19 protein-coding genes are annotated in these 22390 nt (G+C 74.0%); 11 read left to right on the forward strand and 8 right to left on the reverse strand.

Features of this window, described 5'->3' with window-relative positions:
* Positions 1–141 precede the first annotated feature (141 nt).
* The 5 genes from ABZ642_RS26450 (at position 142) to ABZ642_RS26470 (ending at position 6738) form a co-directional block, all read left to right on the forward strand.
* Positions 142–3060: an AAA family ATPase gene (locus tag ABZ642_RS26450; protein ID WP_360488893.1), complete on the forward strand. Its 2919-nt coding sequence runs from the start codon at positions 142–144 to the stop codon at positions 3058–3060.
* 32 nt (positions 3061–3092) lie between these two features.
* Entirely contained in the window at positions 3093–4058 is a 966-nt protein-coding gene (locus ABZ642_RS26455) for an alpha/beta hydrolase (protein WP_360488895.1), read from the forward strand.
* A 117-nt stretch (positions 4059–4175) separates the two neighbouring features.
* Positions 4176–5240 carry a helix-turn-helix domain-containing protein gene (locus ABZ642_RS26460; protein WP_360488897.1) on the forward strand — a complete coding sequence of 355 codons (1065 nt, stop codon included), beginning with the start codon at positions 4176–4178 and terminating at the stop codon, positions 5238–5240.
* Between the two features lie 5 nt (positions 5241–5245).
* Complete coding sequence (locus ABZ642_RS26465; protein ID WP_360488899.1) at positions 5246–6277, forward strand: helix-turn-helix domain-containing protein; 1032 nt, start codon at positions 5246–5248, stop codon at positions 6275–6277.
* A complete protein-coding gene (locus ABZ642_RS26470) occupies positions 6274–6738 on the forward strand; it encodes a DUF5709 domain-containing protein (protein ID WP_360488901.1) in 465 nt (154 codons plus the stop codon). Before ABZ642_RS26465 ends, ABZ642_RS26470 begins: the two co-directional genes overlap by 4 nt.
* A gap of 231 nt (positions 6739–6969) precedes the next feature.
* Here the strand turns inward: ABZ642_RS26470 and ABZ642_RS26475 are convergent, their stop codons facing one another.
* From ABZ642_RS26475 to ABZ642_RS26485, 3 genes are all read right to left on the reverse strand, one after another.
* Positions 6970–7839: a LysR family transcriptional regulator gene (locus ABZ642_RS26475; RefSeq protein WP_360488903.1), complete on the reverse strand. Its 870-nt coding sequence runs from the start codon at positions 7837–7839 to the stop codon at positions 6970–6972.
* 159 nt (positions 7840–7998) lie between these two features.
* Entirely contained in the window at positions 7999–9231 is a 1233-nt protein-coding gene (locus ABZ642_RS26480) for an MFS transporter (protein ID WP_360488905.1), read from the reverse strand.
* Positions 9232–9395: 164 nt separating this feature from the next.
* A complete protein-coding gene (locus ABZ642_RS26485) occupies positions 9396–9938 on the reverse strand; it encodes a GNAT family protein (RefSeq protein WP_360488907.1) in 543 nt (180 codons plus the stop codon).
* 160 nt (positions 9939–10098) lie between these two features.
* Here ABZ642_RS26485 and ABZ642_RS26490 point away from each other — a divergent pair, with 160 nt between their 5' ends.
* A complete protein-coding gene (locus tag ABZ642_RS26490; RefSeq protein ID WP_360488909.1) occupies positions 10099–10866 on the forward strand; it encodes a hypothetical protein in 768 nt (255 codons plus the stop codon).
* Positions 10867–10984: 118 nt separating this feature from the next.
* The gene (locus tag ABZ642_RS26495) at positions 10985–11560 is read left to right on the forward strand and encodes a sigma-70 family RNA polymerase sigma factor (protein ID WP_360488911.1); all 576 of its coding nucleotides are present in this window, start codon (positions 10985–10987) and stop codon (positions 11558–11560) included.
* Here ABZ642_RS26495 and meaB read toward each other — a convergent pair.
* The 4 genes from meaB to ABZ642_RS26515 form a co-directional block, all read right to left on the reverse strand.
* Positions 11548–12546 carry a methylmalonyl Co-A mutase-associated GTPase MeaB gene (gene meaB, locus ABZ642_RS26500; protein WP_360488913.1) on the reverse strand — a complete coding sequence of 333 codons (999 nt, stop codon included), beginning with the start codon at positions 12544–12546 and terminating at the stop codon, positions 11548–11550. The two genes, ABZ642_RS26495 and meaB, sit on opposite strands and share 13 nt — an antisense overlap.
* Complete coding sequence (gene scpA, locus ABZ642_RS26505; protein ID WP_360488915.1) at positions 12543–14717, reverse strand: methylmalonyl-CoA mutase; 2175 nt, start codon at positions 14715–14717, stop codon at positions 12543–12545. The genes meaB and scpA overlap by 4 nt, the downstream gene beginning before the upstream one ends.
* The gene (locus ABZ642_RS26510) at positions 14717–16522 is read right to left on the reverse strand and encodes a methylmalonyl-CoA mutase family protein (protein WP_360488917.1); all 1806 of its coding nucleotides are present in this window, start codon (positions 16520–16522) and stop codon (positions 14717–14719) included. The genes scpA and ABZ642_RS26510 overlap by 1 nt, the downstream gene beginning before the upstream one ends.
* Before the next feature lie 113 nt (positions 16523–16635).
* On the reverse strand, positions 16636–17133 hold the full coding sequence (locus tag ABZ642_RS26515; protein WP_360488919.1) for a MarR family transcriptional regulator: 498 nt from the start codon (positions 17131–17133) through the stop codon (positions 16636–16638).
* A 99-nt stretch (positions 17134–17232) separates the two neighbouring features.
* Between ABZ642_RS26515 and ABZ642_RS26520 the strand changes: the two genes are divergently transcribed.
* Positions 17233–17748: a YceI family protein gene (locus tag ABZ642_RS26520; RefSeq protein WP_360488921.1), complete on the forward strand. Its 516-nt coding sequence runs from the start codon at positions 17233–17235 to the stop codon at positions 17746–17748.
* On the opposite strand, the gene ABZ642_RS26525 is transcribed toward ABZ642_RS26520, so the two are convergent.
* Positions 17729–19471 carry a hypothetical protein gene (locus tag ABZ642_RS26525; RefSeq protein WP_360488996.1) on the reverse strand — a complete coding sequence of 581 codons (1743 nt, stop codon included), beginning with the start codon at positions 19469–19471 and terminating at the stop codon, positions 17729–17731. The genes ABZ642_RS26520 and ABZ642_RS26525 overlap by 20 nt on opposite strands.
* A gap of 292 nt (positions 19472–19763) precedes the next feature.
* Between ABZ642_RS26525 and ABZ642_RS26530 the strand changes: the two genes are divergently transcribed.
* The 3 genes from ABZ642_RS26530 (at position 19764) to ABZ642_RS26540 (ending at position 22328) form a co-directional block, all read left to right on the forward strand.
* On the forward strand, positions 19764–20153 hold the full coding sequence (locus tag ABZ642_RS26530) for a cell division protein SepF (RefSeq protein ID WP_360488923.1): 390 nt from the start codon (positions 19764–19766) through the stop codon (positions 20151–20153).
* Between the two features lie 715 nt (positions 20154–20868).
* The gene (locus ABZ642_RS26535) at positions 20869–21999 is read left to right on the forward strand and encodes an ATP-binding protein (RefSeq protein WP_360488925.1); all 1131 of its coding nucleotides are present in this window, start codon (positions 20869–20871) and stop codon (positions 21997–21999) included.
* Positions 21996–22328 carry a nucleotide pyrophosphohydrolase gene (locus tag ABZ642_RS26540; protein ID WP_360488927.1) on the forward strand — a complete coding sequence of 111 codons (333 nt, stop codon included), beginning with the start codon at positions 21996–21998 and terminating at the stop codon, positions 22326–22328. The genes ABZ642_RS26535 and ABZ642_RS26540 overlap by 4 nt, the downstream gene beginning before the upstream one ends.
* The last annotated feature ends 62 nt before the right edge of the window (positions 22329–22390 follow it).

Genomic DNA, 22390 nt, shown 5'->3' on the forward strand with positions numbered 1-22390 from the left:
TGCTGATACGGCAATCCTGCCAGCGGCGGTCTGCGTGGCAGCCGCCGCGGGTGACTGGTCATGTGACAGAAGCGCGGCTGCCCGGCCTCCGGAACGATGCCTCTGGTCAGGGAGAACGTCCACCGCCACGGGAGTACGTGCATGACGGTCCAGTCACCTCAGCAGTCCGCGACAGCCGCCGAGGCCGCCGTGCTGGGCCGGGACGGCGAGATCGAGCGGATCCTGCGGTGCGTGACACGCGAGCCCGGCACTCCCCGGACCCTGCTGGTCCTCGGCGAGGAGGGGATCGGACGTACGGCCCTGCTGCGGCGCGTCCGTGAACTGGCCGCCGGCCGGGGCGTGTCGGTGCTCTCGGCGCAGGGCTGGGCCGGTGACCCACAGCATGCCCGGGCCTGTCTGCAGCAGTTGCTGGCACCGCCGGTGCCGGAGATGGCCGCCCTGCCCGCCGTGTCCCGCCGGGTGCTGACGGCCGTACTCCACGGAGACGACCGGCCGGACGAGGGAGAGCTGCGGGCGGCGCTGACCGCGCTGCTCGACCGGCTCGCCGCCGCCCGGCCGGTGCTGGTGTGCGTGGACGACGCCGACCTGTGCGACCGCGCCACCGTGGCGGCGCTGTTCGCCGCCGCCCGGCTGCTGGCCGGCCGGCCGCTGACGGTGCTGCTCGCCGCCCGCCACGAGGCCGCCCTGCCCGGCCTGCCCCCCGGCACCGAGACCCTGAACCTGGGCCCGCTGGACGGCGCGTCGGCCGCCGTCCTCCTTGACCGGCAGCCGGCGCCGCCCACCGGCCGGCACCGGCTGGAGATCCTGGCGGAGGCCGAGGGCAACCCGCTGGCCCTGGCCGAACTGAGCCGCCGCGCGCCCGGCCCCGCCGGAGCGGTGCGGCGCGCGCCCGCCGAGCCCGTCTTCGGCGGACGACTCGACGCGCTCCCCGCCGGCACCCGGCGCGCCCTGCTGTACGCGGCGGCCGCCGGGCCCGGCGAGAGCGTCGCCGCCGTCATGACGGCCCTGGACACCGGCGACCTCGCGGTGTGGGCCCCGGCGGAGGCGGCCGGACTCGTCTCGCTGGCCGAGGACCGGCTCGTCTTCCGGCATCCGCTGGCGCGGCCGGCGGCGTATCTGCGGCACCCGGCGGCCGAGCGCCAGCAGGCCCACCGGGACCTCGCCGAGGTCGCCGTACTGCCGGAGGACAGGGCCCGTCACCTGGCCGCCGCCACCGTGGGCGCCGACGCGTTCGTCGCCGCCGGGCTGGAGACCTCCGCGTGGCGGCGCGGCGACGCCGTACAGGCCGCCCACGCCCTGGAACAGGCGGCCCGGCTCAGCCCGCGGCGACCGGAACACGCCCGCCGGCTGGCCGAGGCCCTGACGGCCGCGCAAGCGGTGGGCGACCCCGGCTGGGTACGGGACCTGTACGGCCGGCTCCTGCGGGAATCCGCCGAGCCGGAGTCCGTCTGCGTCGCGGCCGGTGCCCTGGCCTCCGTCCTGTGCCACGAGTCCGCCCAGCGCGAGGCCTTCGAGGTGCTGGCCGCCGCCTCGGAGCACTTTCCCCGGATCGGCCGACCACTCGCGCTCACCCTGGCGGGCCTGGCGGCAGGCGTCGCCGCCCAGTCCGGACTGCCCGAGCACCGCGCCGCCCTGCCCACGCTCCTCGAACGGGCCCGCAGTGCCGACGGGGGTGAGCCGGGGCACCCGGGAGTGACCGGGCGTCCCGGCCGGCCGGAGGTGCCGGGGGGCGGTGACGGCGGGCCGGGCCTCCCTGGGGCGACCGGGTCTCCGGGGCACCTGGATGCGCCGGGCGGTCGGCGGGGGGACGGGACCGAGCCGGGGCATCCCGGTGCGGCCGGGCCGCTCGGGCGGCTGGACGCGCCCGGTACCCGGCGGGCCATGGAAGCGCTGGTCGCCGTGGTGGCGCGGCCCGGGACCGCCACCGGTGCGTGGCGTGGTCTCGGTCGGCCGCCCCGCGCACCGCTCGCCGGTCCGGACGCGCCGGCCGGCCGGCTGGCGGCCGCCGCGGTGGCCCACCACGCCGACGAGGCCGACCTGGACCTCGGGCAGTCCCGCCTGGCCGACGACCGGCTGCGTGCCGCCCGCGCCTTCGGTCTGCGCGGCTGGTCGGTGCTCGGACTGGTGGACACCCTCCTGGCCGTCGGCCGGTTCACCGAGGCCCAGACCGTGCTCCAGAACGCCATGACCGAGGCGGCGGTGCTGCGCCTGCCGCGCCTGCGGGCCGACCTGGAGACCCAGACGCTGACCCTGCGGGCGCTGCGCGGCACCCTCCCCGCCGGGCCCTGGCTCACCCCGGCCGTCTGGCGCGCCGTCTGCCTGGACGAGAACCGGGCCACCCACGCCCGTCTGCTGCGCGCCCGCGGCCTCGCCGCCATGGCGCGCGGGGACTGGGACGACGCCTGGCGGCGGCTGCGTGAGCTGTTCACCGCCGACGGCTCGCCGCTGCACCCCTTCCTGTCGCCGCGCAGCATCGCCGAACTCGCCGTCACGGCCCAGCGGACCGGCCGGCCGGCCGAGGCGCTGCCGATCCTGGAGCGGGTGCGCACGGACCAGGGGGACCGGCCCAGCACCCGGATGACACTGCTCCTGCACCACGCGACCGCCCTGCTCGGCCCGGACGAGGAGGCCGAGGAGAACTTCCAGCTCGCCCTGGTCAACCACGCGGCGAACCGCTGGCCGTGGGAGTGCGGCCATGTCCGCCTCAACTACGCCCACTGGCTGCGCCGTTGCCGCCGGACCCGGGAGGCGCGCGGGCAGCTGACCACCGTCCTGGAGACCGCCGAACGCCTCGGCGCCGGCCCGCTCGCGGCCGCCGCCGGCCGCGAACTGCGGGCCAGTGGAGCCGCCCCCGCCCCCGAGGCAGGCGGCCCGCTTCAGGAGCTGACGGCACAGCAGCGGCAGATCGTCCAGCTGGTGGCGAGCGGCCTGTCCAACCGGGAGATCGGCGAACGGCTCTTCCTCTCCCCGCGCACGGTCGGCTCGCACCTCTACAAGGTGTATCCCAAGCTCGGCATCAGCAGCCGCCATCAGCTGCGCGACCTGGTGCAGGGCCGGTGAGGGGGGCAGGCGGCCCGGACGGAGGCACGCCCATGGGGCCCGGACCGGCGGGTACGGCCGTCGTCCTCGACCGTGCGGTGCAGCGCCTGGTCACCGCCTCCGCCGCCCCGCCCGCCCTTGACGACCTGGGGCCGGACACGGCACGGCGGGCGCTGCGCGAGTCCCAGGCCGACCGCTTCGGGGACTTCGACGTGGCCGCGGCCTTCCAGGTGGCCCCCGTCGGCCCGGCGGGGCTGCTCGGCTACTGGACCGTCCGGCCCGCGGCGGCCACCGGCCCGCTCCCGACCCTCCTGTACCTGCACGGCGGCCGGTGGACGCTCGGTGACGCACAGACCCACGCCCGCCTCATCAGCGAACTCGTCACCGGCGCGGGCGTGTGCGCGCTCGTCCCCGAGTACAGCCGCACCCCCGAGGCCCGCTACCCGCTGGCCCTGGAGGAGTGCTACGCCCTGCTGGCGTGGGCGGCCGGCCGGGCCGGTGAACTCGGCCTGGACCAGGGCCGGCTGGCGGTGGCGGGCGACTGTGCCGGGGCCACGCTGGCGGCCGCCGTGACGATGCTGGCGAAGGCCCGGCACGGGCCGCGGATCGCCGCGCAGCTGCTCTACTACCCGCTCACCGACGCCCGCTGCGACAGCGCGTCGCAACGCCAGTTCGCCACCGGCTACCTGCTCACCCGCCGGGCGCTGCGCGGCTACTGGGCCCGGTACGTCCCCGACCCGGCCCGGCGCGCCGAACCCACCGCGGCACCGCTGCGGGCCCGCCCGGAGCAACTGGCGGGACTGCCACCGGCCCTGGTCGTCACCGCCGAGGCCGACGTGGCCCGCGACGAGGGCGAGCTGTACGCGCGCCGGCTGACCGAGGCAGGTGTGGACGCGCAGTCCGTGCGCTTCCTCGGCACGATCCACGACTTCGTGGCGCTGCACGCCCTCGCCGGCAGCGGGCCCACCCGGGCCGCGATCGGGACGGGTTGTGCCTTTCTGCGGGCCCGGCTGTCCTGACGGGCACGGAACCGGCCGAGGGGCGGCCGAGAACCTGCCGAGAACGGGCTGAGAACGGGCTGAGGACCAGTCGGCCGACTGATGCGGCGAGGTCACCCGCCCGGCGAGACTCAGGGCATGCCAACCGCGATCGGCTCCCACGAGGAGAGACGTCGGCGTCCGACCGTCTCGGCGGGTGCCCGAACCGGGGTCTTTCCGAACGCCTCGCCGGGTGCCCGGACCAAGGTTCTGACCACCCGCTCGGTGCCGCCGGGCGAGAGCCTGGACTACTGGCACGACGCCGTGTTCGACACCCTGGTGGGGATGGACATCGCCACCCCGGGCGGCGCCTACGACGCGACCCTGCGGACCGACCGGCTCGGGGACCTGCAGATCACCACGGTGGAAGCCGACCCCGGCCAGGTCCACCGGGCGCCGCGCTTCATCGCCCGCGGCGACGGGCACCAGGTCTTCGTCGCCGTCCAGAGCACCGGCCGGGCCCGCGTCGAACAGGACGGCCGCAGAACCGAGTTGGGTCCCGGAGACATCGGGTTCTTCGAGACCGTACGCCCGTTCCGCACCACCTTCCCGGAACGCTTCCGGCTGAAGATCTTCGCGGTCCCGCGCCGGCTGCTGCAGCTTCGGGAGGCCGACGTGCGGCAGCTCACCGGCCGCGCGGTACACCCCGGCGGCGGGCTCCCCGCGCTGCTCGCGCCCCTGCTGGAGCGGCTGGCGGACACCTCCGAGTCGTATGCCACACCGACGGCCGAGCGGCTGGCCGGGAGCGTCATCGACCTGGTGGCCGCCACCGCGGCGGAGCAGCTGGGGGCGGACCCCGCCGAACTGCCGGGTGCCGACGGCGCGCTGCTGCTGCGCGTCAAGACGTACATCCGCTGGCATCTGTCGGACCCGGGACTCACCCCGTCCGTCATCGCCGGGGTCCACGGCATCTCGGTCCGCTCTCTGCACCGGCTCTTCCAGACCGAGGACACCACGGTGTGCCGGTGGATCCGCGAACTGCGCCTGCACGAGTGCCGCAGGGAACTCGCCGCCCGGCCGTCCGGCGCCGTCAGCCTGGGCCAGGTCGCCCGCCGCTGGGGCTTCACCGGCTCCGCCGGGTTCGGCAAGGCCTTCCGCGAGACCTTCGGGCTGTCACCGACGGACTGGCTGGACCGGGTGCGGGCGGGCGGCACGCCATGCTGACGGCGGTGTCCCACGCCATCCGGGACCTGGCCCCCGGCGACCGCCCCGCGGCCTGGCAGCGGGCGCTTTCGGAGACCTTCGTCGACCTGGAGGTCACGGTGGACCAGGACCGCGACCAGGGCCGCCCCTGGACGGGCGAGCTCACCGCCCAACGCCTGGGCGCCCTCCAGATCGCCACCGAGGAGTCCGGCCCCGGAACCGTTCTGCGCAGTGCCCGCGCGGTGGCCGCCGACCCGCGCACCCACATCCTGGTCCGCCGTCAGCTGACCGGCACCGCCCTGCTGCTCCAGGACGGCCGCACCGCCGAACTCAGCCCCGGCCGAACGGCCTTCCACGACGCCCGGCGGCCGTTCCGGATCGTGTTCCCGGAGCGCCAGCGGGCGCGGATCCTCATGGTGCCCCGCGCCGTGCTGCGTCTGGAGGAACGGCACCTGCACGCGCTGACGGCCACGGTGGTGGACGAGGCCGAAGGGGGCGCGGCGGCCCTGCTGCTGCCGCTCCTCGACGGGCTCGTCGACGAGGTCGGCCGGGCCGGTCCGGTCCGGCGCGAACAACTCGCCCGCGCCGCGGCGGAGATCCTGGCCACCGTCGCCCTCGACCAGGCCGGCCGGCCGCCGGAGCCCGCCCTGTGGGAGCGGATCACCGCGTCGCTGCGGACCCGGCTGGGCGAGCCCGGACTCACCCCGCGGGACATCGCCGACCAGCACGCCATCTCGCTGCGCTACCTGCACCTTCTCTTCCAGCGCCACGGCACCACCGTCGGCGCCTGGCTGCGGACCCGGCGGCTGGAGGCGGCCCGCGAGGAGCTCGCCCGGCCCGGGTCGGCCCACCTGCCCATCGCCGCGGTGGCCGCCCGCTGGGGCTTCACCAGCCCCTCCCACTTCAGCCGCGCCTTCCGGGAGACGTACGGCCTGTCACCGGCACAGTGGCGGCGGACGGCCGCCGAGAACGCCCCCGGGACGCGGCCCGGACCTCCTAACCTTTCCGATGACGGCCGGATCGAACCGATGGCCCGAGCGACGATGGAGCACGTATGACCGACGAGGCGATGGGTGACGACGTCTACCAGCCGGACGGTTCGGAGGTGCAGGACGACGCGGGTCTGCTGGACGCGTCGGACACCCTGGACTACCGGGCCGGCGAGGAGGCCCTGGACGAGGGCTACTCGCCGCCGGAGCGGCCCTGGGCCGTGGAGCACACGGGCGTCACGGCGGCGGAGGGCCGGCGCGGCGAGACCCTCGACGAACGGCTCGCCGAGGAGGTCCCGGACCTCGCCGTCCCGGAGGGCGACGACATCGGAGACGCCTGGGACACGGACGGCGAGCTCCTCGACGACGAGGTCGGCGACGGCCGCGCCGGACGGCTCGTCGCACCGGACGAGGGCGCCCACGAGAACACCGAGACCGACCTGTTCGCCTCCGACCGGGGCCTGGACGGCGCCGGCGCTTCGGCGGAGGAGGCCGCGATGCACGTGATCCCCGACGCCGACACCTTCTGACAGCTCCCACACCCCCGTGCACCTCGCGGCCCCGAACCCGCCGCGAGGTGACGCCGGTGTCGCGTGTGTGGTGCCGTGGAGCCGAGGGCGGTGTCCTGCGGGCGGCGCTCCGAGGTGCTGTGTGTGGCGCCGGTGTCGCGTGTGCGCCGGGGCGTGGGGCCGTGTGCGTGGCGACGGAGGGGCTTCCGGGCTGGGCGAGCCGGGCTGGGGTGCGCCGGCCGGAGTGCCGGGTCAGGTCATGTGGCGCAGCAGTGCCGCGACCGCCGCCGGGGGCTCGCCGGGCGGGCGTACCACCATCACCTTCCAGCTCGGCGCGTGGCGGGTGAAGCGGTAGGTGGTCAGGTCCGGGAAGCGGTGGGCGACGGTCGGCGGCATGATGCAGACGCCGAGGTCGTTACGGACCAGTTCGGACGCGGCCACGATGTCGTTGACCTCGAAGGTCGTGGCCCGCTCGACGCCGGCCGCCCGGAACGCGCGGTCGGCCGCGTCGCGGATCGCCCAGCCGGGGGTGAACTCCACCTGGGGCAGCTCGGCGATGTCGGCCAGGTCGACCGTGCCCTCGGGGCCGCCCGCGGCGAGGCTCCGGCGTGGCGAGGCCACCAGCACCATCTCCTCGTGGGACAGCAGCCTGGTCACCAGCCCGCGCTGCTGCTGGCGGTCCAGCGCCACCACCGCCAGGTCCACCGTGCCCTCCCGCAGCGCCTGCCGGAGGTCGATGACCGCGGCCTGCCGCAGCCGCACCACCACCCGGGGGTGTTCCGCCCGCAGCGCGGCCAGCGCATGGTGCAGGTTCGCCCACACCCCCTGCATCGTGCCGACCGTCACCCGGCCGCGCAGCTCCCCCTTGGCCGCGTCGACCGCCTCGCGGGCCAGCTCGGCGGCGCGCAGCGCCTGCCGTGCCGCCGGTACGAACGCCTCGCCGGCCGGGGTGAGCCCCACCCGGTGGGTGGTCCGGGTGAACAGCGCGGTGCCCAGCTCGCGTTCGAGTGCGCGGACCGTGCCGGAGACCGCGGACTGGACCACGTGCAGCCGCCGCGCCGCCGCCGTGAATCCGCCCGCGTCCGCCACCGCGACGACGACTTCCATCTGCCGTAGGTCCATCATCCGCTCCCACCGGCGCAGCGCCCCGCTTCAACAAGGCGGCGATCTTCGCTGCATCCTAGGCAGCCGCCGGCTCCCGTCGGCACGGACCGGGGAGTGTCGGCCGGGCGCCCGGCGGCAACCGGACCCCGGGTTCGCCCGTACGGCGGCCGTACGGCGCTACGCAGGTCGCTTCGCGCTCTGCCGGCGCTCGGTCAGCCAGTACAGCAGCGCCAGCACCGGCAGGGCCGCCCCGAAGAGGCTGACCGCGCTCCAGCCGCCGGCCCGGTAGGCGATCGAGCCGATCTGCGAGCCGAGGGCGCCGCCGATGAAGAAGATCGCGATGAAGGCGCTGTTGAGGCGGGCGCGGGCGAGGGGGTCGAGTTGGTAGACGGTGTGCTGGCCGAGGATGAGGCTGGTCTGGACGGCCGCGTCCAGCACGATGGCTCCGAGGGCGATCAGAAGCACGCTGTGCTGACCGAAGCCGGCTATGACGAAGGCCAGCGCGGCGAGCGCGAGCGCGACACCGGTCATCCTCCGGGTCAGCCCGTGGTCGGCCCAGCGTCCGGCGAGCGGCGCCACGGCCGCACCGGCGGCTCCGACCAGCGCGAACACACCGACACCGACGGCTGAGTAGTGGAAGTGCGGCCCGGTCAGGACGTACGAGACGGTGGTCCAGAAGGCGCTGAAGGCACCGAACATCGCCGCCTGGTAGAGGCCGCGGCGCAGCAGCGCGGGGTGCCTGCGCACCAGCGCCAGCGTGGAGCGCAGCACATCGTGGTACGGCACGGACGTGGTCGGTGCGTGCCGGGGCAGGGCCAGCCGCAGGGCCACGCCCAGCAGCGCCATCAGGACGGCCGAGCCCAGGTAGACGACCCGCCAGCCGGCGACGCTGGAGACCAGGCTGCTGAGCGTGCGGGACAGCAGGATGCCGGTGAGCAGGCCGCTCATGACCCGGCCGACGACCCGGCCCCGGGCGTGGTCGGGTGCCAGACTCGCGGCGAACGGCACCAGGATCTGCGCGACCACCGACGTGGCGCCGCTGATCAGGGAGGCGATCAGCAGCATGGGGAAGCCGGTCGCGAGACCGGCCGCCACCAGGGCGAGCGTGGTGATCGTCAGCAGGGCGGTGATCAGGCTCCGCTTCTCCAGCCGGTCACCGAGCGGAACCAGGAAGACCATGCCGATCACGTAGCCGACCTGGGTGAGCGTGATCAGCGCACCCGCGGTGGCCTCGCTGATGTGGAAGACGCCGCGCAGCTCGGACAGCAGGGGCTGGGCGTAGTACAGGTTGGCGACCGTCATGCCGGAGGCGACGGCGAACAGCGCGATCAGCCAGCCAGGCACCCCGTGGGCGGGCTCGGCGGCGGGCTTCCGGCGCGTGGAGCGGACTTCGGAGGACGACTGGGACACGGGGACCTTCTTCGCAGGAGGTGTGACTCTCACCGTGCACAGCGCTTTACCGCCCACCATGCTTCCCTTCACACGGCGATGACCCGGGATGTCAGTCATCTCCGTCCCAGATGACCGTCCGCGTCTGCGCTCTCCCGACCGTCGGACGGCGGTCCAGCCCGGGTCTAGCCCTCCGAGGCCGGCTTCCAGTCCCGGGCGAGGAGGCCGAGCAGCACCTCGTCCAGGAACTCGCCCATCACCCAGGCCGCGGAGCGCAGTACACCCTCGCGGACGAAGCCGTTGCGCTCGGCGGAGCGCAGCATCGCGGTGTTGTCCGCCAGTGTGTCGACCTGGAGCCGGTGCAGGCCGCGCACGACGAAGCCGTAGTGGCACAGCACGGCGACCACGTCGGTGCCGTAGCCCTTGCCGCGGGCGGACGGCAGCAGCCCAAGCCCGACGTGCGCGGCGCGGTTGTGGGTGTCGATGCCCCACAGCATCGCGCTGCCGACCAGCGTGCCGCCGTCCAGCTCCACCACGGAGAAGGAGACGTTCCCTTCCACCTCGTCGGCCACCACGAACGGCGCTTCCTTCGAGCCGGGCGTGAACGGCCGCCACGGCCGGCCGTTGGCCCGCGAGGCGCTGACCACGTCGCCGTGGAGCTCGGCCTGCAGGACCGGGACGTCCGCCTCGTACCGGGCCCTGAGCCCGACCTTGCTACCCGTAAGCATGCGAGCTTCCTATCCGACCTGCCCCACCGGCGGCAAACCAATAAGGGGCCGGGGCCGACGGCTGTGAACCGGCCCGCTCCGCCTGTGAGTTGAGCACGCCGCCTGTGGATCGCCGTACCACTCCCTGACGGGACGGCGCCGGATGCGAGGATGATGCGCCATGACGGCAGGGTGGTGTGCGCGCACGGTACGGGCCGCGGTGTTCGCGGCCGTCTGTGTGCTGCTCGCCGCCCTGGGCCACGTCATGATGTCCGGCAGCCGGGTGCCCGGCTGGGCCCTGGCCGCGGGCCTGGTGGTCACCGGCGTCCTGGGCTGGGCTCTGGCCGGACGTGAACGCGGGCTGCCGCTGGTCGTGTCCGCCGCGGTCGGCGCCCAGACGGCGCTGCACGGCGGCTTCTCCGCGGCCCAGGCGTGGACGTCCCAGCTGGACCCCATGGCCTCCATGGACATGGCTCCCATGGACATGGCCTCCACGCATATGGCCTCCACGCATATGGCCTCCACGCATATGGCGTCCATGGACATGGCCCCTGCGCATATGGGTCCCGTGCATATGGGTCCCATGCATATGGACATGGCCGGTCACATGGCCTCCACGCACATGGGCCCAGCCCACCTGGACCCCGTCGAATACCTGGGCTTCGGCACCGGTGGCACGGCCTCCACCGGCATGCTCGCCGCCCACCTCCTCGCCGCGCTGCTGTGCGGACTCTGGCTCGGCCACGGTGAACGGGCCGCCTTCCGCATCCTGCGAGCCGTCGCCGGCCGCCTCACCGCACCGCTGCGGCTGCTGCTCGCCCTGCCCGCCGCACCCGAGCGGCCGCGCCCCCGCCCGCTCCGCCGCCGCTCGGACCGGGCGCCGCGGCTGCTGCTCCTCGTCCACGCGATCACTTCCCGGGGTCCGCCCGTGCGGACGGCTGTCGCCTGACGACAGCTGGTGTTCCGGGGCCGCCCGCGCGCGCCCCGGACGAACACGGCGGCCGTACGCCCGTGCACGCACGCAGGGCCGGCCGTCTCCCCTCTCACCTTTCTCACAAGGACACCCAGTGATCACTTCCGTCCTGCCCGCACGCCCCGCGCCGCACGAGAAACGCGACGAGTCGATCACGGCCTGGGCGCTCGCGGCCCGCTCCGGAGACACGGTCGCCGTGGACGCGTTCGTCCGGGCCCTGCACCGCGACGTGCTGCGGTACGTCACCCATCTCGGCGCCGACCCGCAGGCGGTCGACGACCTCGCCCAGGACACGTTCCTGCGCGCGCTGGGCAGCCTGCACCGCTTCGAGGGCCGCTGTTCGGCCCGGTCCTGGCTGCTGTCGATCGCCCGCCGGGCCGTCGTGGACAGTCATCGGTACGCCGCCGCCCGGCCACGTCCGGCGGACGTCCCCGACTGGCAGCTGGCCGTCGAGCGGTCCCAGCCGTACGGACTGCCCGGCTTCGACGACGGGGTCGCGCTGCTCGATCTGCTGGCCGCGCTGCCCGCCGAGCGACGGGAGGCGTTCGTCCTCACCCAGCTCCTAGGGCTGCCGTACGCGGAGGCCGCCGAGGTCAGTGACTGTCCCGTGGGCACCGTCCGGTCCCGGGTGGCCCGGGCCCGCGAGGCGCTCCAGGATCAGCTGGTTTGAGGCGCGTCGGGGGATTCCCCGAACGCCTTCAGGATCCCCTCGGCGGCCAGCGTCGCCGTCAACGTGCCGTCCCTGACCTGCCGTTCGAGGTCGGGGGCGGCCGCGCGCACCGCCGGATGGGCGGACAGCCGGCCGAGCAGCTCGTCCCGCACCATCGACCAGGTCCAGCCCACCTGCTGCTCGCGGCGCTTCTCGGCGAGCCGCCCGGTGGAGTCGAGCAGCGCCCGGTGCTGCTCAAGGCGCTCCCAGACGACATCCAACCCCGTCGCCTCGCGGGCGCTGCAACTCAGCACCGGCGGCGTCCAGAAGGCGTCCTTGCCGTGCATCAGCCGCAGCGCGCCCGCCAGTTCCCGTGCCGCGGACCGCGCGTCGCGCTCGTGCGGGCCGTCCGCCTTGTTGACGGCGATGACGTCGGCCAGCTCCAGGACGCCCTTCTTGATGCCCTGGAGCTGATCGCCGGTGCGGGCCAGGCTGAGCAGCAGGAAGGAGTCGACCATGTCGGCGACCGCTGTCTCGGACTGCCCGACACCGACGGTCTCGACCAGGATCACGTCGTACCCGGCGGCCTCCATGACCACCATCGACTCCCGGGTCGCCTTGGCGACCCCGCCGAGGGTGCCCGCGCTGGGGGAGGGGCGGACGAAGGCGTTCGGGTCGACCGACAGCCGCTCCATCCGCGTCTTGTCGCCGAGGATCGAGCCCCCGGTCCGGGTGGACGACGGGTCCACGGCGAGCACGGCGACCCGGTGGCCGAGCCCGGTCAGTATGGTCCCGAAAGCGTCGATGAACGTCGACTTGCCCACGCCCGGCACCCCGCTGATGCCGATCCGCCGCGCCCGGCCGCTGTGCGGAAGCAGCTCGGTGAGCAACTCCTGTGCCAGCACCCGGTGTTGTGGCCGGGTGGACTCGACGAGGGTGATCGCGCGGGCGATGACCGCGCGCTTCCCGTCGAGCACACCCTTCACATAGGCGTCGACATCGATCACAGGTCGTGCCCGAGTTCCGCCGACAGCCGCTCGACCAGGTCGTAGGCCGCGTCCGGGATCACCGTCCCGGGCGGGAACACGGCCGTGGCGCCCATCTCCAGGAGGGTCGGCACGTCCTGCGGCGGGATCACCCCGCCGACCACGATCATGATGTCCGCCCGGCCCTCCTCGGCGAGCTTCTCGCGCAGCGCCGGTACGAGGGTGAGGTGGCCGGCCGCCAGCGAGGAGACGCCGACCACGTGGACGTCCGCCTCCACCGCCTGGCGGGCGACCTCCTCCGGGGTCTGGAACAGCGGGCCGACGTCGACGTCGAAGCCGAGGTCGGCGAAGGCGGTCGCGATCACCTTCTGGCCGCGGTCGTGGCCGTCCTGGCCCATCTTGGCGACCAGGATGCGCGGGCGGCGCCCCTCGGCCTCGTCGAAGGCGTCGACCAGGGCCCGGGTGCGGTCCACGTTCGGCGACTCGCCGGCTTCGTTGCGGTACACACCGGAGATCGTACGGATCTGGCTGGCGTGCCGGCCGTACACCTTCTCCAGGGCGTCGGAGATCTCGCCGACGGTCGCCTTCGCGCGGGCCGCGTTCACCGCCAGCTCCAGCAGGTTGCCCTCGCCGTCGGCCGCCCGGGTCAGCGCGTCGAGCGCGGCCCGGCACTCGACGTCGTCGCGCTCCGCCCGCAGCCGCCGCAGCTTCTCGATCTGCTGGGCGCGCACCGAGGAGTTGTCGACCTTGAGGACCTCGATCTGCTCGTCGCTGTCCACCCGGTACTTGTTGACGCCGATCACCGGCTGCCGCCCGGAGTCGATCCGCGCCTGCGTCCGCGCGGCCGCCTCCTCCACGCGCAGCTTGGGGATACCGGCGTCGATGGCCTGCGCCATACCGCCGGCCTGCTCGACCTCCTGGATGTGCGCCCAGGCCTTGCGCGCGAGGTCGTAGGTCAGCCGCTCCACGTAGGCGCTGCCGCCCCACGGGTCGATGACCCGCGTCGTCCCCGACTCCTGCTGGATCAGCAGCTGGGTGTTGCGGGCGATGCGCGCCGAGAAGTCGGTGGGCAGCGCGAGCGCCTCGTCGAGGGCGTTGGTGTGCAGCGACTGGGTGTGGCCCTGGGTCGCCGCCATCGCCTCCACGGCCGTACGGGTGACGTTGTTGAAGACGTCCTGCGCGGTCAGCGACCAGCCCGAGGTCTGCGAATGGGTGCGCAGGGAGAGGGACTTGGTGTTCTGCGGCTCGAACTGCGAGACCAGCTTGGCCCACAGCAGCCGGGCCGCCCGCATCTTGGCGATCTCCATGAAGAAGTTCATGCCGATCGCCCAGAAGAAGGAGAGCCGGGGCGCGAACGCGTCCACGTCCAGGCCGGCTTCGCGTCCCGCCCGGATGTACTCGACGCCGTCCGCGAGGGTGTACGCCAGCTCCAGGTCGGCCGTCGCACCGGCCTCCTGGATGTGGTAGCCGGAGATGGAGATCGAGTTGTAGCGGGGCATCCGCTGCGAGGTGAAGGCGAAGATGTCGGAGATGATCCGCATCGACGGCTTCGGCGGATAGATGTAGGTGTTGCGGACCATGAACTCCTTGAGGATGTCGTTCTGGATGGTCCCGGCCAGCTTCTCGGGCGGTACGCCCTGCTCCTCCGCCGCCACGATGTACAGCGCGAGCACCGGCAGCACGGCGCCGTTCATCGTCATCGACACGGTCATCCGGTCCAGCGGGATCCCGTCGAACAGCTGGCGCATGTCGTAGATGGAGTCGATGGCCACGCCCGCCATACCGACGTCACCGGTCACCCGCGGGTGGTCGCTGTCGTACCCCCGGTGGGTGGGCAGGTCGAAGGCGACCGACAGACCCTTCTGGCCGGCCGCGAGGTTGCGCCGGTAGAAGGCGTTGGACTCCTCGGCGGTGGAGAAGCCCGCGTACTGGCGGATGGTCCAGGGCTGGTTGACGTACATCGTCGGGTAGGGGCCGCGCAGGTACGGCGCGATACCCGGGTACGTCCCGAGGAAGTCCAGGCCCTCCAGGTCACGGCCGGTGTAGAGCGGCTTGACCCCGATGCCCTCCGGGGTCTCCCAGACCGGGGCCTCGCCGCCGGTGGCGTGCTTGACGGCCGTACGCCACTCCGTGTCACCGCCCTCGGTGACGGGGGTCCCCAGCTCGATGCCGGAGAAGTCGGGGATTCCCATCAGGACACTCCCATGCGGTCAAGGGTCTCGGACAGCACGGCCACGGCGTCGCAGCCCGCGAAGACGTACGCGTCGACGCCGGGGTACTCGCCCCGGCCGGCGAGGAACACGTGCCGGGCACCGGCCGCCTTCAGCGACTCGGCGGTTCCCGGGGCCTGTTCGGCGTAGAGCGCGTCGCTGGAGCAGAGGACCGCCTCGGTGGCGCCGCTCTCCTCGAAGCTGCCCTCGGTGACGGGTTCGATGCCACCGGCCTGGAAGAGGTTGGCGGCGAAACCGGCGCGGGCGGTGTACGCGGCGGCCGGGCCGATCGTCGCCAGGTAGATCCGGGGGCGGGCGCCGGTCGCCGCGAGGTGCGCGTCCGAGCGGGCGCGCAGCTCCTCGTAGGCCTCGTCCCGGCGGACCCGGGGGAGCCCGCCGGACGGCGGCTCGGGGGCGGGTTCGCGCACCGGCGGCTTCTCGGCCAGGAGCGGGAACTCGGAGACGCCGGTGATGGGTTCGCGGCGCCTGGCGAGCTTCTTGGAGCGCTCCGCCCAGGTCGTCGCGAGGTCCGTGCGCAGCCGGCCCGAGCGCAGCACGGCCGCCTGGCCGCCGTCCCGTTCGATCGACCGGAAGAACTCCCAGCCCGCGTGGGCGAGTTCGTCGGTGAGCCGCTCCACGTACCAGGAGCCGCCCGCCGGGTCGATCACCCGGGCCAGATGCGACTCCTCGACCAGGATCGTCGAGGTGTTGCGGGCGATACGGCGGGCGAACGCGTCCGGCAGGCCGAGTGCGTGGTCGAACGGCAGCACGGTGACCGCGTCGGCGCCGCCCACCCCGGCGGCGAGCGTGGCGACCGTGGTGCGCAGCATGTTCACCCACGGGTCGCGGCGGCTCATCATCACCGGGGAGGTGACCGCGTGCTGCACCTGGGCGCCCGCGTCGGCCGCCCCGCTGACCTCGGCGACCCGTGCCCACAGTCGGCGCGCCGCGCGCAGCTTGGCGATGGTCAGGAACTGGTCGGCGGTCGCCGCGTACCGGAACTCCAGCTGCCCGAGGGCCTGTGCGACCCCCATCCCGGCCTCGGTCAGCTCCCGGAGGTAGGCCACCCCGGTGGCCAGCGAGACGCCCAGCTCCTGCCCGGCCGAACCGCCCGCCTCGTGGTACGGCAGCGCGTCCACGGTCAGGGCGCGCAGCCCCGGGAACTCCTCGGCGCACCGCCGCGCCGGCCCGGCCACCTGCGCGAAGTCCAAGGACTCACCCGTACGCGCCTCGAAGCCGAGCGGGTCGGCGCCCAGGTTGCCGCGTACGGCCTTGGGATCGACGCCCTTCTCGTCGTAGAGCCGGAACAGCTCGGCGGCCGCCTCCGGCATCTCGCGGCCGGCGTCGAGGACGACCGGGGCCAGGTCGAGGTAGACACCGTCGAGGGCGCGGGCGAGGCCGGACACCGGGATGCCGCCCTGGCCGACCAGCAGCCAGAGCGAGGTGACGCCGTTCTCCAGATCGGTCAGGACCGCACCGTCGGGGGCTGCCGCGTGCCGCTGCCTTATGTCCCAGCCGCCCCCGGTGCCGCCCTCGGGCCGGCCGCCGCGCACGTACGGCGCGAAGCCGGGCAGGCCGGGGTCGGGCGCCGTGTCGCGCGCGGTGTAGAGGGGACGGGTGCGCAGCCCGTCCTCCAGCGTCGTGGACAGAGCGTCCTCAGCGGCCTCGCCCGAGACTTCCCTGCCCGACTTGCGCAGCACACCCTCCACGAGGTGTTGCCACTGCTCGTGCGTCGCGTCAGGGAACTCGGCGGCCAGTGAGAGCCCGTCGTCAGGCAGGACCGTCATGCTCGGATGCTAGGGCAGAGCGCTGAAGCCGCACGGATGACAGGGCTGTGACCTTGCCCTCTCCGTGGTTGTGACCTGGGCCTCCCGAGGGGGAAGTGGCCCGATTCGCGCGGTCAGCGCGTGTCGTCGGCGAGCCGCGGCACGAGCGCGCTCAGGGCCTCGCGCTGGTCCGCTCCGATGACGTGGGCGAACGCCTCCCCGACCGTCTCGGCGAGGGTGGCGGAGGCGTCCTCGAGGAGGCTCCGGGCCTTGTCGGTGAGGGCGACCTCGATGCCCCGCCGGTCCTCGCAGGCGGCCTTGCGGGTGACCAGGCCGGCGTGCTGGAGGCAGGCGATCTGGTAGGTGAGACGGGTCTTGGGGCGGCCCAGCAGCTCGGCGATCCGGGTCATGCGCAGGCCCTCGCGCGGCTGCTCGGCCAGCAGGCACAGGATCAGGAACTCGTCGTGCGAGACGTCCAGCCGCTTCTTCACCACCGACCGCAGCCGCTGCTCGACCGCCCCGGTCGCGGCCAGCAGCAGCATCCAGGCGCGCAGTTCGGCCGGGAGCAGCCCGTCGCCCGCGCAGGACGGGCATTCGGGCAGCTCTGCGGGGTGTTCCTGGGCGGCGGCCATGGATCGAGTCTACCTGTTGTCCAAATTTGGATATTGGGCTAGCGTGCAGCCCTACCGTAGTCATCCAAATTTGAACCATCAATCGATCGGAGCACGGCCATGACCGTCACCGTGGCAACCGGCCTCTGGCAGCTCGACCCGACCGCCTCCACCGTCGCCGTCCGGCACAAGTCGGTGTGGGGCCTGGTCACCGTCAAGGGCACCTTCACGGGCGTCACCGGCCGGGGCGAGGTCGCCGCCGACGGCACCGCCACCGGCACGCTGGCGATCGACGCGGCCTCCCTGGACACCAAGAACAAGAAGCGGGACGACCATCTGCGCTCGGCCGACTTCTTCGACGCCGCCAACCACCCGGAGATCACCTTCGCGGTGCGCGGTGCCGAGCGGGGCGCGGGCGACGCGGTGCAGGTCGACGGTCAGCTGACCGTCCGGGGTGTCAGCAGGCCGCAGCAGGTCACCGCGAAACTGGTCTCGGCCGACGCGGACGGGCTGACGCTGGAGGCCGAGTTCACGGTGGCGCGCGAGGAGTTCGGGGTCACCTTCAACCAGATGCGCATGATGGGCGGCCCGACCACGGTGACCGCCACCCTGCGCTTCACCCGCGCCGCGGCCTGACCGACGGTGCGGGGCCTGTCCGGCGCAGCGTGACGTACCGGCTGGACAGGGTCTGCGGGTCCGCCGTGAAGGCGCGCAGCCGGATCCGGGTGCTCGGCTTGGCGGGGATGCCGAACCGGCCGTTCGGCGGCCGGAGTTCGACGCTCGCCGTGCCGTGCCCGGGAATCGTCGCCGGGCCCCGCACCAGCAGCCAGTACCTGCTCATGCCCTGACCGGTGGTGAGCGTGTAGTGCGGGGTGAGCGGGGTGCTCCCGGTGTTCACCACCTTCAGCGTCATCGCCCGGACCACCGCGGCCGACCGCTCGGACCGGCGCAGGGCGGTGATCTCCATCCGCAGCGGCGGCCTGCCGGACACCGCGAGGGCCGCGCTCACCAGCGCCGGGGTCAACAGCAGGGCGACCGTCGCGACCAGGACGGGCCGGCGGCGAGGCCCGGTGAGGAAGGCCGGACGCGGCTGCCAGGCACGCTCGAACTCCGACAGGGGCGCGGTGACCGCGGCCGCCAGCCACAGCGGGGTCATCAGCAGGTAGTAGCCGTCCTGGGAGCGGGTCGCCAGGAAGAAGGCGAGCCAGGGCAGCACGGTCGCGACCGGGCCGAGGCGCCGCACGAACAGCACGAACAGGGCGAGCAGGGCCGCCGCGAGCAGCATGCTGGCGTGCGAGTACCAGTCGATGCGGTCGCTGCCGTCGGTGAAGTACAGCGTGACGTCCACCAGGCCCTGGCCGTGCACCACGGCGCCCTGGGTCAGCGGCAGCGCGATCCCGCCCAGCCAGCGGCCGGGCTCGGACACGATGAAGTACGTGTTGATCAGCAGCCAGACCGTGACGGCGACGCCGGCGACCCGCAGGACCACCAGAGCGGCGGCCCGGCCGCCCAGTTCCCCGCGCCGCACCGCGTAGATCCCGGCCAGCAGGAACGGCGTGACGAACCAGGGCAGTTGCTGCGCCGCGCAGGCCGCACCCAGGCACGCGGCCCGGGCGATCCCGGCCGTGCCCAGCCGCCCGCCGGCGCCGATCCGCGGCCAGCGCACCACCACCGGGATCAGCAGGGCCAGCCCGATGATCGCCGGGTAGCCGACCCGGGCGTACGTCGACAGGAAACCGAACCCCAGGCAGGCCAGCGTCGCCGTGGACCGCCACGGCGTCGGGAGCATCCGCCACAGCGTGATCGTGCCGGCGATCAGCGCGCCCGTGCACGCCGCCGTCGCCGGGGTGCCGGAGTGGCCCAGCCACAGCAGCGGGACGGTCAGCAGCGGGGCGAGCGGGGGATAGCCGTACGTGTAGTCGTAGCCGCCGCCTATGGTCGGCGTGAGGGCGATACCCGTGCCGTGGAACAGCCAGGGCCAGGGCTGCCCGTAGACGGTGTGGCCGGCGACGAGTTCCCTGGCGGCCTGGGTGGTGAGGACGCCCTCGTCGCCGCCGTTGTGGTTCAGCGCCCAGGCGCACAGGGCGAGGGTCACCGCCGTGACCAGGACCAGCAGGTCGAGCCGGGCCAGCGACCGGGTCCTGCGGACCGTCAGGGTCAGTACGCCGGTCACCAGGATCGAGGCGTAGCAGACGGAGATCAGGGCCGCCAGGGCCAGGTGGTGCGTGGCCGCCTGCGTCCAGATCGAGCGGGTGCCGATGAACAGGCTGGCGTCGGCGAGGAGGGTCAGGACGCGATGCCAGGGTGCGGGGGCTCCGGGACCTCCGGGATCTCGGGTGCCCCCCGGGGCGGCGGACACCGCCGACTGTGTCCGCCGGTCGGGTGTCACCTGCTGCGTTTCTGCCAAGTGCACGCACCGGACGCTAATCGCGGGCGGTGAGCGGGGCGTCGCAGGAGGAGAAGAGTCCGGTGTGAGGGCGGTAAGAAGCCGCCAATGCGCGGCAATCGCCCTAATAGTGACAAGAACTCCTCTTCCTCGCATGAGTGCCCACAGTCGCTCGCGCTTCGTGTCGCTGTTGGGCCGAACGGGTGACTTGGCGTAAGAATTGGCTGGTGCAGGCATCGAGTGCGAGTCAGGTCAGGGGGAGCCGGTGAGCCGTTACGACGTCACCGATGAACAGTGGGAGGGGCTCGCCCAGGTCGTACCGCTGCGGGGCCGGGACGCCTGGCCGTCAGCGGTGGGCCACCGGGCGCTGCCGGACGCGGAGACCGAGACGCGGCGCCGTTTCGTGGTGCTGCGGGTGAACGTCTTCGCCGACGCCCGCGAGGTCGCCGAGACGCTGATGGCCGGGATACCGGTCCTGCTCGACCTGACCGGCGCGGAGACGGAGACCGCCAAGCGCGTCCTCGACTTCAGCACGGGCGTGGTCTTCGGCCTCGCGAGCGGAATGCACCGGGTGGACCGCAACGTCTTCCTCCTCACGCCGCCCGGCACGGAGGTCAGCGGCCTGATGGAGGGGGCGGGGGTGTCGGGGGGCTGAGGACCCGTCCGACCCCAGCCCCACGCACGCCCGACGCGACCTCCTCGCCGACGCACCACTCACCGACGGTCCTCTTCCCCGGAGGGGGCGACTGGCGGTGCGGGCCGCCTTGCGGAGGGTGCGGCTGGCGGTGCGGGCTGTCTGGTGGAGGGCGTGGTGGTCGGTGCGGTCCGCCTGGCGGAGGGCGTGGTGGTTGGCGCGGTCCGCTCGGCGGAGGGCGTGGTGGTCGGTGTGCCCCTCCTGGCGGAAGGGGTGTCGGCGCGGTGGTCCACGGCTGGGCTGAAGGCGCGTCGGGCATGGGGTGATGGCGCGCGCATCCCCCGATCGTAGGAAGGTCCCGTCGGCGGAACGGTTCGCCGATCGTCCGGAGCCCTACGGTCCGCATATGGCCGTGCCCTCCGTCCCGCCCGCGTCCCGCCCGTCTCCGTCCGCCGGTTCCGCCCCGGGCGATACGCCGACGTGGACGTCACCCGAAGCCGTGCCGCCACCGGCACCATCGAGCGCGCCGACGCTCCCTGACGGCCCTGGACCCGAACGCCCCGGAGGGTCGCGCCCCATCGCCCCCGTCGCTCCCGCCGAAACGCAGGAGACCGTACCCCGCGCCCGGTCGGGCCGCCGCGCGAAGCCGCCGACCGCGGAGACCGCCGGTCCGCCCTCCGCGACATCGTCCGCCCGCCCGGTCGCTGCCTCTGCCGCTCCCGCTCCCACCGCCCCCGTGGCCACCCCTCGACGCGACCCCCGGCCCCGGGTCACCGAGCTTCGGCTTTCCGCTTTCGGGCCGCATCGTGGGGCGAGTTTTCCGCTGGGGCGGGTCACTCTCTTCGCCGGGCCCAGTGGCAGTGGGAAGTCCGCCGTGCTCGCGGCCTACGAGGCGCTGGCGCGGTTGGGGGGCGGGGCCTCGCTCGCGGAGGTGTTTCCCGATCCCGTTGGCCTGGTGCCGGAACGGGCGCGGCCCGACGCGCAGCGGCGGCGGGGGTTCCGGATCGGGTGCACGGCGGACGGCGCCGAGGGGCCCGTACGGCTCGATGTCGCCGTGCAGGCCGAGCCCGAACTCCGCATCGTCGGGGAACGGTTGACCGCCGGCGGCCTCGTGCTGCTGGAGACCGCCCTGCGCGACCCCGGACGGCGGGCCGTACAGGCCGCCTGGCACACGGCGGGCAGTTCCCCGGTGACCAGGGCCCCGCTGCCCGACGACCGGCTCGGCACCGCCCTGCTGCCGCTGCGCGTGGCCGGGAAGACCGACGGGCAGCGCCAGGTCCTGGCCGCCGCCGAGCAGATGGTCGTCGCCCTGCGGTCCGTGTTCGCCTGCGACCCGCGCCCCGAGGGCATGCGCACCCCCGTCCTCACCGGCTCGGGGCACCTGCTGCGCGGCTGCGACAACCTGGCCGACGTTTTGTGGCGCACCCGCTCCGAGTGCGGCCGCCGACATGGACTGCTCGTCGACGCGGTGCGCACCGGCTGCGCGGGCCCTGTCACCGACCTGTTCGCCGAGCCGCTCGGCGACGGCACGGTACGGGCGCTGCTCGACCGCGGCGACGGTCACCGCTCGGAGCTGGCGCGGCTCGGCGACGGCGAGCTGCGCTATCTCGCCCTCGCCCTGGTCCTCTTCACCGGCCCCGGCGTCCTGGCGGTCGACGCACCCGGCGAGGTCCCCGACGCCATGCGCAGCCTCACCGTCCTCGCCGACGGCCTGGACCGCTGCCTCGACCCCCGCCAGCGCACCGAACTCCTGCGCACCGCCGTCCTGATGGGCGAGCGCGGCCACATCCGTTTCGTCGGCGCGGTGAGCGACGCGACGTGGGCCGCCGAAGCCGGGGCGATCACAGTGGTACACCTGGACGCGTGAGCGACGAAGAACCCCTCGACGTGGCGAAGCTCCAGCACCGGCTGGCCGAGTTCGCCGCCGCCCGTGACTGGCGGCAGTACCACACGCCCAAGAACCTGGTGGCCGCCCTCAGTGTCGAGGCCTCCGAACTGGTCGAGATCTTCCAGTGGTTGACCCCTGAGGAGTCCGCCCGGGTGATGGACGACCCCGACACCGCCCACAAGGTCACGGACGAGGTCGCCGACGTCCTGTCCTATCTGCTGCAGCTCTGCGGGGTCCTGGACATCGACCCGCTGGCCGCGCTGGCCGCGAAGATCGAGCGCAACGAGAAGCGGTTCCCGCGCGCCTGACGGACGGTCCTGGGGGTCCTGGGGGGAGTACGGCACTCCGGTATGACGCTCGGTAGCCGGAA

It is taken from the genome of Streptomyces sp. NPDC007157 (assembly GCF_040634235.1).
In the GTDB taxonomy this organism is placed as follows: domain Bacteria; phylum Actinomycetota; class Actinomycetes; order Streptomycetales; family Streptomycetaceae; genus Streptomyces.